The organism is Streptomyces sp. ISL-100 (assembly GCF_018614615.1).
Classification (GTDB): Bacteria; Actinomycetota; Actinomycetes; order Streptomycetales; family Streptomycetaceae; genus Streptomyces.
The window spans coordinates 94,971-108,379 of the sequence record NZ_JAGGOK010000037.1; the positions used below are offsets into that span (position 1 = coordinate 94,971).

Sequence of the window (13,409 nt, forward strand, 5' to 3'; positions counted from 1 at the left end):
CTACTTGGCCGCGTTGGCGGCCTGGACCAGCGCGTCCGGGGTGACAGCGCCGACGTACACCTTGCCGTCGTCCGTCATCAGAGCGTTGACGAGACGGGTCTTGAAGACCGTGCCCGAGCCGAACTTGCCGGACACCTTGTCACCCAGCGCGTCCAGGAACTGCTGCGCCTCCGGCGGTACGTCGCCCTTCTCGGGCGCCTTCGAGCCGGCGCCGTCGCCTGCTTCGCCGCCGGGGGACGAGATCTCGGCGACCGAGGTCCAGCCCTTGCCGATGACGTTGAGCCCCTCGAAGTCCTTCAGGTCTTCGTCGCCCTTGAAGTCCTTCTTGAAGTCCTTGTTGAATTCCTGCTCCTGGGACTTCAGCTCGTCGTCGCCCTCGGTCACCTTCGCGCCCTTGGGCGGGCTGAACTTGAAGGTGTCCGCGGACGGCTTCGCGAAGTCGACCTTCGTGAAGCCCGCGTCGATCGCGGCCTTGCCGCCGCTGCTCGGCGTGAGCGTGAACTTGAGCGGTACGCCGTTCTCCGCGTCGACCGCGACCCGGATGGAACCGATGGTCGAACCGGACTGCTTGGGCTTGATGAGCAGCTGGTACGCGTCCCGGCCCGCGACCTGCGCCGTACCGTCGACCGTCACCGATGTGGTGTCGTCCGCGGCCTTCAGCGCCTCCTCGGCCAGACCCTTAGGGGTCGTCGGAACCCCCTCAGGGGCCTTCTCGTGCTTCCCCGAGTCCCGGGAGTCCGCGGGCGCCTTCGTGTGGAACGCCTCGTTCGAGGCACTGTCGTACGCCCAGACCTCGCCCGCGTTGTGAATCAGGCTGTACTCCGCGGTGTCGTCCAGGATCGACACCCGCTGCTTGTCGGGGCCGTCGGCCGCCACGCGCAGGGTGTGCGTACCGGAGGCGAGTTCCATCAGCTTGGCCTGCGGATCGGCCGACGAACCCTCCCCGTCGGCCTCGCCCTTGGGCGCCAGGCTTCCGGCGAGGCCGCCGAGCGAGGGAATACCCAGGTCGGTGTTGATCTTCACGGTTCCGGAGAGCTGCTGTGTGTCCGACGCCGCGATCTTCTCGATCAGCTGCTGAGCGGTGATCTTCGGCAGTTCGGGGTCGCCGGAATCGGCGAGCGCCGGGACGAGCCCGATGGTCGCCGCCGCCACCCCCGCCACCGCGACGGGAACGATGTAGCGGGCGGCCTTCCGGCGGCCCGCGGCAAAGTGGTCCCTGCCCTCGGTGGTCTGTGCGCTGTCGTTCGGTGCCATGTGTGCTCTACCTCCGTGGTTGGCGGCCGTCGTCCATTGCACTCGTCCACCCCGCGCCGCCATTCTCACCCGAATTGGTCGGGAGTGGTTGTCCCAATCTGACCAAAACGGCGGCCAGGAAGCGTCAGACCCCGGGATCAACTCCGTGTACTGCTAGGGGATGACACACGGCGTCAGCGCCTCCCCCGCGAGAGAGGGGAGACGTCGATTGCCCCTTGCATCCAGTTGCCGCTTCCGCCGAGATACTGCGGAGCTACCGTCGAACTACCGCCGAACCACCGTCGAACTACCGCTGGATGAATACGTAGTCCGCCTGGTACGGAACGGCCGCCAGGGAGCCCGCCTCGCAGTCGCCGGCCGGCGCCACGCCACCCACCGTGTTGAGCCGCAGGATCTCGGTCGTGTGCGCGAAGAGTCCGTGCTTCTTGCCGGACTGCGCGGCCTGGAGGTCGAGTTCCGGAATGTTGCCGGCACCGTTCGCACTCTTGCTGATGAGCGAGCCGGTGACCGCGCTGCGGTCCGGGGCGATCCACTGCGGCGTACCGGAGTTCGGCCGTACGAAGGAATGCGCGATACCGCCGGCGAGTACGGCCCGTACGTCACGCTGCTGGAACGAACTCCTGCCGTCCGTCCCCTTCTCGCACTCGTAGATCTGCTTGCCCTTGGCGACCGGCGCCTGGAAGTTGTTCAGCGCGCGGTCGAAGTGGAAGGCGTTGGTGACCTTGTGGAACTGGCCGCGCACCGCACCGCCCGGGAACTCGGCGGTGTGCAGATTGGCGTAGAAGCTCGTGGGGTCGGACGTGAAGGCCTTCAGCACCGCCGCGTCCGCGTCCGCGACATTGACCGAGCCGGTCGCAGTCCGCGCCTTGCCCTTCTTCTTCCCGAGCTGCTTCGTAAAGTCGATCTTCACGCCGCCATTGACGCCCTTGCCGGCCTGGTGGATGTGGAGCGCGGTCGGCTTGTCGGTACCGCGCCACTTCACGGCGAACGACACCGTGCTGCCCTCGACCTTGACGAACTCCAGCGCGGAGCCGTCCTTGTCGCCGGCGGTGGGCCCGCCCTGGACCGGCACCTCGTTGGCGCCGTTCAGGCTGGCCACGAAGTACGACGCGTCGCCGGCGCCGCTGTGGCTGTCGGCGGCGACGGCCGGAATCACAGCGAGCGTGACGCCCGCCGCTGCCAGGACCGCGGTGGTGCCGATGATGACGCTCTTAGGTGTACGAAGCTTCGCGATACCGCCCATGGCCGGATATCTCCCCGTTCCAGTGCCGCCGCCCCCTGCGTCGGCTTCTGGGCATGAATACGGAGCGAATCCGGGCCTGAACTCAGCGCGACGGTGTGAACTGCGTCACGCCACCTCGGTTACCGTTCTAACCCGCGCGGTGCACCACCGCGTCGCACAGCTCCTCCAGAGCCGACTTCGCGTAGCACTCGGGCAGCGGCGCGAGCGAGGCTCGCGCCTCCTCGGCGTACCGGATGGTGTCGCGTCGCGCCTGCTCCAGCGCCGGGTGCGCGCGCAGCCGGCGCAGCACCTCGGCGAGCCGGGCGTCGTCGGTGAGGTCGCCGTCCAGCAGCTCGCACAGCTCGACGTCTTCGGGGCGCCCGTGCTCGGCGGCCTGCGCGCGCAGCAGCAGCACCGGCAGCGTGGGAATGCCTTCGCGCAGGTCCGTGCCCGGCGTCTTGCCGGACTCGTGGCTGTCGCTCGCGATGTCGAGTACGTCGTCGGCCAGCTGGAAGGCGGTGCCGAGGCGCTCGCCGTACTGGGTGAGGATGTCGACGACGCGCTCGTCGGCGCCCGACATCATCGCGCCGAAGCGCCCCGAGACGGCGATCAGCGAGCCGGTCTTGCCCGCGATGACGTCCAGGTAGTGCCCGACGGGCTCCTGGCCCTCGCGCGGTCCGGCCGTCTCCAGGATCTGGCCGGTGACGAGGCGTTCGAACGCCTCCGCCTGGATCCGTACGGCTTCGGGCCCGAGGTCGGCCAGGATGTGCGAAGCGCGCGCGAAGAGGAAGTCGCCGGTGAGGACCGCGACCGAGTTGCCCCAGCGGGCGTTGGCGCTGGCGACTCCGCGGCGTACGTCCGCCTCGTCCATCACGTCGTCGTGGTACAGCGTCGCCAGATGCGTCAGCTCGACGACCACGGCCGAGGGCACGATGCCCGGCGCGTAAGGGTCACCGAACTGCGCGGCCAGCATGACCAGCAGCGGCCGGAACCGCTTGCCCCCGGCCCGGACCAGATGCTGCGCGGCCTCCGTGATGAAGGGAACCTCGCTCTTGGTAGCGTCGAGGAGTCCTTCCTCGACGGCTGCCAATCCGGTCTGGACATCGGTCTCAAGAGCCTGGTCCCGCACGCTCAGTCCGAACGGCCCGACGACGGTCACGAGGGTCACTCCTGTCTGCTGACGATCACACGGATTGTCGATGTGTCGCTGTCTTCACTCAAGTCAGCGTATCCGGTCGCCTTTCGATCGCAGTGAGCGCCTTCCCGTCGCCCCGATCACAGTCCGATGGGCGCCGGTATGTTCTTTCTCACCCGATACGAGGGGGAGTGATCCCTTTGTCCAGGCGCGGCAAATCAAGCCCTCCCGTCAGCGAAGGAACCAGCGCCCTCAGCGAACCTCCACCGCCCGCGCCACCCGCGGCGACGCATACTCCGTACCGCACACGAACCGCATCACCGGCCCGAACGACGCCGCAGCCGCCAGCCCCGTGAAGTAGAGCCCCGGCACAGAAGACCCGTACCCCGCATCCAGCCGCGGCGCCCCCCGCGAAACCGACAGCGCCGTCCTCAGTTCATGCCCCAGGAAGCCCAACGCGGCCACGTCCATCCGGTAACCGGTGGCCGCCATCACATGGTCGGCGGACAGCTCCCGCCCTGCGCCCTGCCCACCGCTCAGCGTCAGGACCGGCCGCCCGTCCTCCACCCGGGCCCGCACCACGCGCCGGCCGTCGGTGACCTGAATCCGCCCCGCTGTGAAGCGGTCCCGCAGCCACCACGCGCCGAGCGGCCCGAGCACCCGCCGCACCAGATAGTGGCGGGCGGGCGCGGGAAGACGGCGTACATGCGTCGCGTGATACGTCAGCCCGTACAAAGACCACGCCCGCCCGAACGGCGACTCCGGACGCAGCCGCGACTGCCGGTCAGGCGCGTCCCCAAAGGCCACGGCGCCCCGGCTGCGCGCCACCACACGTACCGATGCCGCCCCAGCCTCCGCCATCAGTACGGCGTTCTCCAGCGCCGACTGCCCCGCACCAATGACGATCACGTCCTGCCCGGCGAACCGCGACACGTCGCGGTGCTGCGCGGCATGCGAAAAGGGCCCGGTCGCCGAAAGCCCGTCCGACGTCGCCGCCGCCAGCTCGCGCGGCAGGCGGGCGAGCCCCGACAGCCCCGTCGCCACGACCACCGCCCGCGCCGTGAACTGCTCCCCCGAGTCGAGCTTCAACTCGAACCCGTCACGCCCGGCCCCCGCGCGGTCGACGGAAACCACCCGTACCCGCTCAAGGTCCGGAAGCAGCTTGTCCGCGAACCACTGCCCGTACCGCGCGAAGATCTCGACCGGCACGAGGTCCCAGTCGGACTCGTACCGCCGCTCCCCCGTATCCGCGCAGAAGTCGATCAGATCATGGCCCGGCTGCGGGGCGTCGATGTTGGACGCCACCGGCGTCGACTTGAGCAGCATCCCGGCGCGCATGTGCTCCCGCCAGCTCACCATCGGCGAGCCGAAGACACGAACCGGAATGCCGCGCGCCCGCAGATGGGCGGCGGTGGACAGGCCGTACGGCCCGGCTCCGATGACTGCGACCGGACGGATCATCTGAAATCCCCTCCCCAGGGCAACACACAGCGCATCACTTCGCGGAACCGCTTCCGCCACCCCGACGGGTCGCCCGGCCGCCGCGCCACATCTGGTACAGGTGCTTGGCACCCGGCCGTACGAACCGCGCCATCATCATGGCGACCGGCACCATGTCGTCAGCCGCGACCCACGCGAGCACCGTGCTGCCCGCCCGCACCGGCGCGTGCGGCGTCGTGTAACCGCTGCGGCGGTAGGCGAGCAAAGCAGCCAGGTCGATGTTCTCGACGACATAGCGGTGACCGGCCCGCTGCTCCCCCTCCGGAACCTTCCGGCCGGTCAGATGAAGATGCTGCGCCCTTACGACGTCGACCCCGGCCTCGTTCTCGAAGAGCCGGAACTGCGCGCCCATCCTGGGATTGAAGTCGAGCAGCTTGTACCGCCCGTCGCGCCGGTCGAAGCGAAGATCGAGGTCGACGACCCCACTGAATCCGATCCGCTTGATGAACTGACCGGCCAGCTCCGCCAATTCGGGGTTGCCCACCACATACGCGTTCGCCGTCATGCCCGCGTGCGGCGGCCACGACCGCACCTTCACCCCGGTGAACATCGCCAGCGCCGAACTGTCCGCGTCGAAGTAGGCATGGACGATCCAGTCCTCGGCGTCCTCGCGCGGCAGGTATTCCTGGAGGATTACGCCGGGATGCTCGCCCCAGCCGCGCGCGAGCACCAGCAGCCGCTCGGGCCCCTCTATGCGGGTAGTCCCGCTGACAGCCGGCTGCTTCCTACGTACGAACGCCTCCCGGTTCCTCGTGCAGCCCCTGCTTGCTGGCGAGGCGGCGCGGCAGTCCGGCGTCGACGCGCGGGAACAGGAAAGGCCCCGCGAGGGCGTCCTGATGCTCGGCGATCAGTACCGCCGCCTCTTCGTCGGTGGGGACGAGGACGGCCGGCCGCCCGATCCGGCGCCCGATCCGCAGCAACCCCTCCACGAGCCGCTCCGGCTCCTCCGTCCCCGTGGTGGGCCAGACGAAGGCGCGCTCCAGATAGCGGGAACGCGCGGCCGGGGTCCACCGGTCCTCGGTGACGGCGTACATAGGGATGCCGAGTCTTCCCAGGCTGCGGATCGCCCCCACTCCGCCGTGGTGCAGCGGGTAGTTCCCGATCTTCACGATGAGTCCGGGAACGTCCCGGTCAGGCGTGAATGGCGCATGTTTGAACGGCACACTGCGGCTCGCCACCTGTCCCCCTACGACACGGCCCCGCCCCTGCCCGCCCTACCTGCCCTGCTGCCGTGTCCCCAAAGGACGCTAAGCCGGAATTCCCCACTCCAGCAAGGTCTTTTCGGACATTACGAACTCTTTAGGCACTGCCGCCACAGGCGACACCCACGTAACGTGTTCTTCTCACGACCTGGAAAGCGAGGCAGCACCGATGCCCGAGCAGAGCCCGCTCGACCTTGCCGAAGGCGACCCCTTCGGCCCGCACAACCTCCCTTACGGCGTCTTCTCGACCACCGAGGAGCCCGAGCGCCGCCGGGTCGGTGTCCGTATCGGCGGCCATGTGCTGGACGCGGGGGCGGCCGCTCTCACGCTGGGCTCTCCGTACGCCGCGCTGCTCGACCAGCCGACGCTCAATCCGCTGCTCGCGGCGGGGCGTACCGCGTGGCGTGATGTACGCCGGGCGCTCACCGCGTGGGTGACAAGCCCCGCGCACCGCGCCGAAATCGAGCCCCTGCTGCACCCGGTCACGGCGGTGACTCTCCACCTCCCCTACGACGTGGCGGACTATGTCGACTTCTACGCGAGCGAGCACCACGCCACGAACGTAGGCAAGATCTTCCGCCCGGACGGCGATGCGCTGACCCCCAACTGGAAGCACCTGCCGATCGGTTACCACGGCCGGGCCGGCACGGTTGTGGTGTCCGGTACGGATGTGGTGCGCCCCAGCGGCCAGCGCAAGGCGCCGGCGGACCCGGCGCCGATCTTCGGCCCTTCCATCAAGCTGGACATCGAAGCGGAGGTCGGCTTCGTGGTCGGCACCCCTTCCGCCCACGGCAATCCGGTCCCGCTCGCGGACTTCCGGGACCACGTCTTCGGCCTGTTCCTCCTCAACGACTGGTCGGCGCGGGACATCCAGGCCTGGGAGTACGTGCCGCTCGGCCCCTTCCTGGGCAAGTCCTTCGCCACGTCGGTGTCGGCGTGGGTAACTCCTCTGGAGGCCCTGGACGCGGCCCACGTATCGCCCCCGGCCCGGGACTTCTCCCTTCTCCCCTACCTCGACGACTCCGACGAGGAGGAGCCCGGCGGCTACGACATCCGCATCGAGGTGAAGATCAATGGAGAGGTGGTCTCCACTCCCCCCTTCTCCACCATGTACTGGACGGCGGCGCAGCAGCTCGCCCAGATGACGGCGAACGGCGCGTCGCTCCGCACGGGCGACCTCTTCGGCTCCGGCACGGTCAGCGGCCCCGAAGTGAACCAGCGAGGCTCCCTCCTCGAACTGACCTGGAACGGCCGTGACCCGCTGGAACTCCCCACCGGCAAGCGCACGTTCCTGGAGGACGGCGACGAGGTAACGATGACGGCCTGGGCCCCGGGCCCACACGGCACGAAGGTCGGCCTCGGCGAGGTAACAGGCCGAATCGCGCCGGCGGTCTAGGCAGGGGTGCCGCTGCCGAGGGCGCAGGCGCGGGACCTTGCCCAAGCCCTGCGTGCCCCTGCCCGGGACCATGGTGCCGCTGCGCGGGGCTGTTCCCCGACCCGCCCCTTCCCGAACTGGGGCTCCGCCCCAGACCCCGCTCCTCAAACGCCGGAGGGGCTGGGGGCTTGCCCGCCCACGCGGCGGAGCCGCAAAGTGTCACAGCGGGAAGGGGCGGGGTGGGGAACAAGCCCCGCGCAGCGGCCCAAGCCGGCCTACTCCGGCTCGTCCCAGTCCGGCTCCGCGTCCCAGTCCCATTCCGCCCCCGCGTCAGCAACCGGCCCAGCCGGGGCAACCGGGGCAACCGGGGCAACCGACCGAGCCGTGCGCGCCGGACCCGGGGTCCCAGCCGGGGCCACCGCCGGTGCAGGGGCCGCCGGACCCGCCGGAGCCACCGCAACCGGCACTCCCGCGACGCCCAGCGAGCCCAGCACCCCCAGCACACCCTCCCCATACGTAGCCAGCTTCTTCTCGCCGAGCCCGGCGATGCCGCCCAGCTCCGCCACCGACCCCGGCCGCACCGTAGCGATCTCCCTCAGCGTCGCGTCGTGGAAGATGACGTACGCCGGTACGCCCTGCTCCCGCGCCTGCTCCGCCCGCCAGGCGCGCAGCGCCTCGAAGACCGGCACCGCCTCCGCCGGCAGGTCCGCCTTCGCGGCAGCCGCCTTCACCTTGCGCTCACCCTTGGCGGCGGCCCGAGCCCCCGGCACAGGCTTCGCCTCCTTGCGCAGCCGCACTTCCCGCTCCCGGCTCAGCACGGAGGCACTCTCCTCCGTCATCACCAGCGTGCCGAACTCACCCTCGACCGCCAGCAGCCCCTGCGCCAGCAGCTGCCGCACCACGCCCCGCCATTCCGTCTCCGACAGCTCCTCGCCGATACCGAAGACCGACAGCTGGTCATGATCGAACTGGATCACCTTGGCGGTCTTGCGGCCCAGCAGGATGTCGATGATCTGACCCGCCCCGAACTTCTGCCTGCGCTCCCGCTGCAACCGCACCACCGTCGACAGGAGCTTCTGCGCCGGCACCGTCCCGTCCCACGTCTCGGGCGGGGTCAGACACGTATCGCAGTTGCCGCAGGCGGACGCCCCGGGCTCCTGCCCGAAGTACGCCAGCAACTGCGCCCGCCGGCACTGCGCGGTCTCGCAGAGCGCGAGCATCGCGTCGAGATGGGACGCCGCACGCCGCCGGAACGCCTCGCCGCCTTCCCCGCCCTGGATCATCTTGCGCTGCTGCACCACGTCCTGGAGCCCGTACGCCATCCATGCCGTCGACGGCATCCCGTCACGCCCGGCGCGCCCCGTCTCCTGGTAGTAGCCCTCCACCGACTTGGGCAGGTCCAGATGCGCCACGAAACGCACGTCCGGCTTGTCGATGCCCATGCCGAAGGCGATGGTCGCCACGACGACCAGCCCCTCCTCCCGCAGGAACCGCGACTGGTGCGCCGCACGCGTCCCCCCGTCGAGCCCCGCGTGGTACGGCACGGCCTCGATCCCATTGCGGCAGAGAAACTCCGCCGTCTTGTCCACAGAGTTGCGCGAGAGGCAGTAGACGATGCCCGCGTCCCCCGCGTGCTCCTCCCGCAGGAACGAGAGCAGCTGCTTCTTGGGGTCGGCCTTCCCCACGATCCGGTACTGGATATTCGGGCGGTCGAAGCTCGCGACGAAATGCCGCGCATCAGGCATCCCGAGCCGCTGGGTGATCTCCTGATGCGTGGCGTGCGTGGCGGTCGCCGTCAGCGCGATCCGCGGCACCTCCGGCCACCGCTGCCCCAGCACCGACAGGCTGAGGTAGTCCGGCCGGAAGTCGTGGCCCCACTGCGCGACACAGTGCGCCTCATCGATCGCGAACACGGAGATCTTGCCCCGGCCCAGCAGGTCCAGCGTCGAGTCCAGCCGCAGCCGCTCCGGCGCCAGGTACAGCAGGTCCAGCTCCCCGGCCAGGAACTCCGCCTCCATCGCGCGCCGCTCGCCGAAGTCCTGGGTGGAGTTGATGAACCCGGCCCGCACACCGAGCGCCCGCAGCGCGTCGACCTGGTCCTGCATGAGCGCGATGAGAGGGGAGATCACAATGCCCGTACCCGGTCTGACCAGCGCCGGGATCTGGTAGCACAGCGACTTTCCGCCGCCGGTCGGCATGAGTACGACCGCGTCCCCGCCAGCCACCACATGCTCGATGACCGCGGCCTGCTCACCGCGGAACGCGTCGTACCCGAAGACGCGGTGCAGCGTCTCCAGCGCGTCGCTCCGCGTCACCGCACCGGCCTCGACCGCCTCGACCATGCCACCTGTCCCGTCCATCGCTCTGTCCCCCGTACGTACCGTGCCGGCTGTCCACGATAGGGGCACCCTCTGACACCACCGCCCAAAAGCTGCCGCCCGGCACCCCTACGAGGAGGGACACCGGGCGGCGATCATGCCCGTACGGTCAGCGAACGAAGACTCCCGCCTGGCCGGCCAGATCCAGGAAGTACTGCGGCGCGACGCCCAGCACCAGCGTCACCGCGACGCCCACCCCGATCGCCACCATCGTCAGCGGCGACGGCACGGCGACCGTCGGCCCCTCCGGCTTCGGCTCGCTGAAGAACATCAGGACGATCACCCGGATGTAGAAGAACGCGGCGATCGCCGACGAGATCACACCGACCACGACCAGCGCCCCGGCGCCACCCTCGGCCGCCGCCTTGAACACCGCGAACTTCCCCGCGAAGCCCGACGTCAGCGGAATCCCGGCGAAGGCCAGCAGGAACACCGCGAAGACCGCGGCCACCAGCGGCGAGCGCCGCCCCAGCCCCGCCCACTTCGACAGATGCGTCGCCTCGCCCCCGGCGTCGCGCACCAGCGTGACCACCGCGAAGGCGCCGATCGTCACGAAGGAGTACGCCAGGAGGTAGAAGAGGACGGACGAGATGCCGTCGGGCGTCGTCGCGATCACACCGGCCAGGATGAATCCGGCGTGCGCGATCGACGAGTACGCCAGCAGCCGCTTGATGTCGGTCTGGGTGATCGCGACGATCGCGCCGCCCAGCATCGTGACGATCGCGACGGCCCACATCACGGGACGCCAGTCCCACCGCAGGCCCGGCAGTACGACGTACAGCAGCCGCAGCATGGCGCCGAAGGCGGCCACCTTGGTCGCGGCGGCCATGAAACCGGTGACCGGCGTCGGAGCTCCCTGGTAGACGTCCGGGGTCCACATGTGGAACGGAACCGCGCCGACCTTGAAGAGCAGGCCCATCAGGATCATCGCGCCACCGATCAGCAGCAGCGCGTCGCTGCCCATGGTGTCGGCGAGCGCCGGGTCGATCTGCTTGACCGTGCCGTCGACGACGCTCGCGATCCTGGCGTACGAGACCGAGCCCGCGTACCCGTACATCAACGCGATGCCGAAGAGCAGGAACGCCGACGAGAAGGCGCCGAGGAGGAAGTACTTCACCGCGGCCTCCTGCGACATCAGCCGCTTGCGGCGGGCGACGGCGCACAGCAGGTACAGCGGGAGCGAGAAGACTTCCAGCGCCACGAACAGCGTCAGCAGGTCGTTGGCCGCCGGGAAGACGAGCATCCCGCCGATCGCGAAGAGCGCGAGCGGAAAGACCTCGGTGGTGGTGAACCCGGCCTTGACCGCGGCCTTCTCACTGTCGCTGCCCGGTACGGACGCGGCCTGCGCGGCGAACGAGTCGACCCGATTGCCGTGCGCGTCCGGGTCGAGCCTGCGCTCGGCGAAGGTGAACACGGCGATCAGCGAGGCCAGCAGGATCGTGCCCTGCAGGAACAGCGCCGGGCCGTCGACCGCGATGGCGCCCTCCGCCGCGATCTGCGCCTTTGTCGTGCCGTACCCGCCGGCCGCGAGCGCCACGATCGCCGCGAAGGCGGCGGTGATGGCGACGACCGACAGGAACAGCTGTGTGTAGTACCGGGCCTTGCGCGGCACGAACGCCTCGACGAGTACGCCCAGAACCGCCGCGCCGAGGACGATGAGCGTCGGCGACAGCTGGGCGTACTCGATGTGCGGGGCCGTGAAACCGCCCTCGGCGCTCGGCGCCGCGACCGTCGTCCACAGGCTGTGGACAGCTGATGTGCTCACTTGGCCGCCTCCGCCTCAATCTCGGGCTTGGGGTCCGTCTTCCGGACGTCGGACATGGTGTGCTTCACGGCCGGGTTGACGATGTCCGTAAGCGGCTTGGGAAAGACGCCGAGGAGCAGCAGCAGGGCGATCAGCGGGGTGACGACCACGAGCTCGCGGGCCTTGAGGTCGGGCATGGTCCGCACCTCGGCCTTGACCGGGCCCGTCATCGTCCGCTGGTAGAGGACGAGCGTGTAGAGCGCGGCAAGGACGATACCCACGGTCGCGATGACCCCGGCCGCCGGATACGCCGCGAACGCGCCGACCAGCACCAGGAATTCACTCACGAACGGCGCCAGCCCCGGCAGCGAGAGCGTCGCGAGGCTGCCGACCAGGAACGTCCCGGCGAGCACCGGCGCGACCTTCTGCACTCCGCCGTAGTCGGCGATGAGCCGCGACCCGCGCCGCGAGATCAGGAAGCCGGCCACCAGCATCAGAGCGGCGGTCGAGATCCCGTGGTTGACCATGTAGAGCGTCGCGCCCGACTGCCCCTGACTCGTCATCGCGAAGATGCCGAGCACGATGAAGCCGAAGTGCGAGATCGAGGCGTACGCGATCAGCCGCTTGATGTCGCGCTGGCCGACCGCGAGCAGCGCGCCGTAGATGATGCTGACCAGCGCCAGCACGATGATGACTGGCGTTGCCCACTTGCTGGCCTCCGGGAAGAGCTGGAGACAGAAGCGCAGCATCGCGAAGGTGCCGACCTTGTCGACGACCGCGGTGATCAGCACGGCGACCGGGGCGGTCGCCTCACCCATGGCATTGGGCAGCCAGGTGTGCAGCGGCCACAGCGGCGCCTTGATGGCGAACGCGAAGAAGAAGCCGAGGAAGAGCAGCCGCTCCGTGTTGGTCGCCATCTCCAGCTCGCCGCTCGCGCGCGCCTCGGCGATCTCCGCGAGCGAGAAGCTCCCGGCGACCACGTACAGCCCGACGACGGCGGCCAGCATGATGAGCCCGCCGGCCAGGTTGTAGAGGAGGAACTTGACGGCGGCGTACGAGCGCTGGGTGGCCGCCGCGCCGTCGGTGCCCGCATGCGCCCGGTCCCCGAAGCCGCCGATGAGGAAGTACATCGGGATGAGCATGGCTTCGAAGAAGATGTAGAAGAGGAAGACGTCGGTGGCCTCGAAGGAGAGGATCACCATCGCTTCGACCATCAGGATCAGGGCGAAGAAGCCCTGAGTCGGCCGCCAGCGGGACGACTTGGTCTCCAGGGGATCGGCGTCGTGCCAGCCCGCCAGGATGATGAAGGGAATCAGCAGCGCCGTCAGCGCGATCAGCGCGACCGCGATGCCGTCCACGCCCAGCTCGTACCTGACCCCGAAGTCCGGGATCCAGGCGTGCGATTCGTTGAGCTGGTAGCGGTCGCCGCCGGGCTCGAAGCGGACGACCACGAGGGCCGCCAGCACCAGCGTGGCCAGCGAGAAGGACAGCGCCAGCCACTTGGCGGCGGTGCGGCGCGCGGCGGGTACGGCGGCGGTCAGGACCGCACCGACCGCCGGGAGCGCCGCCGTAACCGTCAGAAGGGGAAAGGACATCGTA

8 protein-coding genes and 1 pseudogene are annotated in these 13,409 nt (G+C 69.5%); 1 reads left to right on the plus strand and 8 read right to left on the minus strand.

The features are described from left to right. The 5 genes and pseudogenes from J7E89_RS17270 to J7E89_RS17290 all read right to left on the minus strand — a co-directional run bounded on the left by J7E89_RS17270 (position 1) and on the right by J7E89_RS17290 (position 6,274). A complete protein-coding gene (locus J7E89_RS17270) occupies positions 1–1,254 on the minus strand; it encodes a DUF2092 domain-containing protein (RefSeq protein WP_214974456.1) in 1,254 nt (417 codons plus the stop codon). A 286-nt stretch (positions 1,255–1,540) separates the two neighbouring features. Further along, complete coding sequence (locus J7E89_RS17275) at positions 1,541–2,497, minus strand: CHRD domain-containing protein (RefSeq protein WP_214974458.1); 957 nt, start codon at positions 2,495–2,497, stop codon at positions 1,541–1,543. 127 nt (positions 2,498–2,624) lie between these two features. Continuing rightward, on the minus strand, positions 2,625–3,635 hold the full coding sequence (locus tag J7E89_RS17280) for a polyprenyl synthetase family protein (RefSeq protein WP_214974459.1): 1,011 nt from the start codon (positions 3,633–3,635) through the stop codon (positions 2,625–2,627). Positions 3,636–3,863: 228 nt separating this feature from the next. Beyond that, entirely contained in the window at positions 3,864–5,072 is a 1,209-nt protein-coding gene (locus J7E89_RS17285) for an FAD-dependent oxidoreductase (protein WP_214974460.1), read from the minus strand. Positions 5,073–5,106: 34 nt separating this feature from the next. Further along, positions 5,107–6,274, minus strand: a pseudogene (locus J7E89_RS17290) (ATP-grasp domain-containing protein). Between the two features lie 208 nt (positions 6,275–6,482). Between J7E89_RS17290 and fahA the strand changes: the two are divergent. Next, the gene (fahA, locus tag J7E89_RS17295) at positions 6,483–7,709 is read left to right on the plus strand and encodes a fumarylacetoacetase (protein WP_214974461.1); all 1,227 of its coding nucleotides are present in this window, start codon (positions 6,483–6,485) and stop codon (positions 7,707–7,709) included. Between the two features lie 254 nt (positions 7,710–7,963). Here fahA and recQ read toward each other — a convergent pair whose 3' ends face one another. The 3 genes from recQ to J7E89_RS17310 form a co-directional block, all read right to left on the minus strand. Further along, positions 7,964–10,048: a DNA helicase RecQ gene (gene recQ, locus J7E89_RS17300; RefSeq protein ID WP_214974463.1), complete on the minus strand. Its 2,085-nt coding sequence runs from the start codon at positions 10,046–10,048 to the stop codon at positions 7,964–7,966. Positions 10,049–10,175: 127 nt separating this feature from the next. Then, positions 10,176–11,831 carry an NADH-quinone oxidoreductase subunit NuoN gene (gene nuoN, locus J7E89_RS17305; protein ID WP_214974465.1) on the minus strand — a complete coding sequence of 552 codons (1,656 nt, stop codon included), beginning with the start codon at positions 11,829–11,831 and terminating at the stop codon, positions 10,176–10,178. After that, positions 11,828–13,405, minus strand: a complete 1,578-nt coding sequence (locus tag J7E89_RS17310; RefSeq protein ID WP_214974466.1) for an NADH-quinone oxidoreductase subunit M — start codon at positions 13,403–13,405, stop codon at positions 11,828–11,830. The genes nuoN and J7E89_RS17310 overlap by 4 nt, the downstream gene beginning before the upstream one ends. Positions 13,406–13,409: the final 4 nt, after the last annotated feature.

Bases quoted from the DNA above. Each gene is read 5' to 3' on its own strand.
- J7E89_RS17270 (WP_214974456.1), bottom strand. From the start codon at position 1,254: ATGGCACCGAACGACAGCGCACAGACCACCGAGGGCAGGGACCACTTT.
- J7E89_RS17275 (WP_214974458.1), bottom strand. From the start codon at position 2,497: ATGGGCGGTATCGCGAAGCTTCGTACACCTAAGAGCGTCATCATCGGC.
- J7E89_RS17285 (WP_214974460.1), bottom strand. From the start codon at position 5,072: ATGATCCGTCCGGTCGCAGTCATCGGAGCCGGGCCGTACGGCCTGTCC.
- fahA (WP_214974461.1), top strand. From the start codon at position 6,483: ATGCCCGAGCAGAGCCCGCTCGACCTTGCCGAAGGCGACCCCTTCGGC.
- recQ (WP_214974463.1), bottom strand. From the start codon at position 10,048: ATGGACGGGACAGGTGGCATGGTCGAGGCGGTCGAGGCCGGTGCGGTG.
- J7E89_RS17310 (WP_214974466.1), bottom strand. From the start codon at position 13,405: ATGTCCTTTCCCCTTCTGACGGTTACGGCGGCGCTCCCGGCGGTCGGT.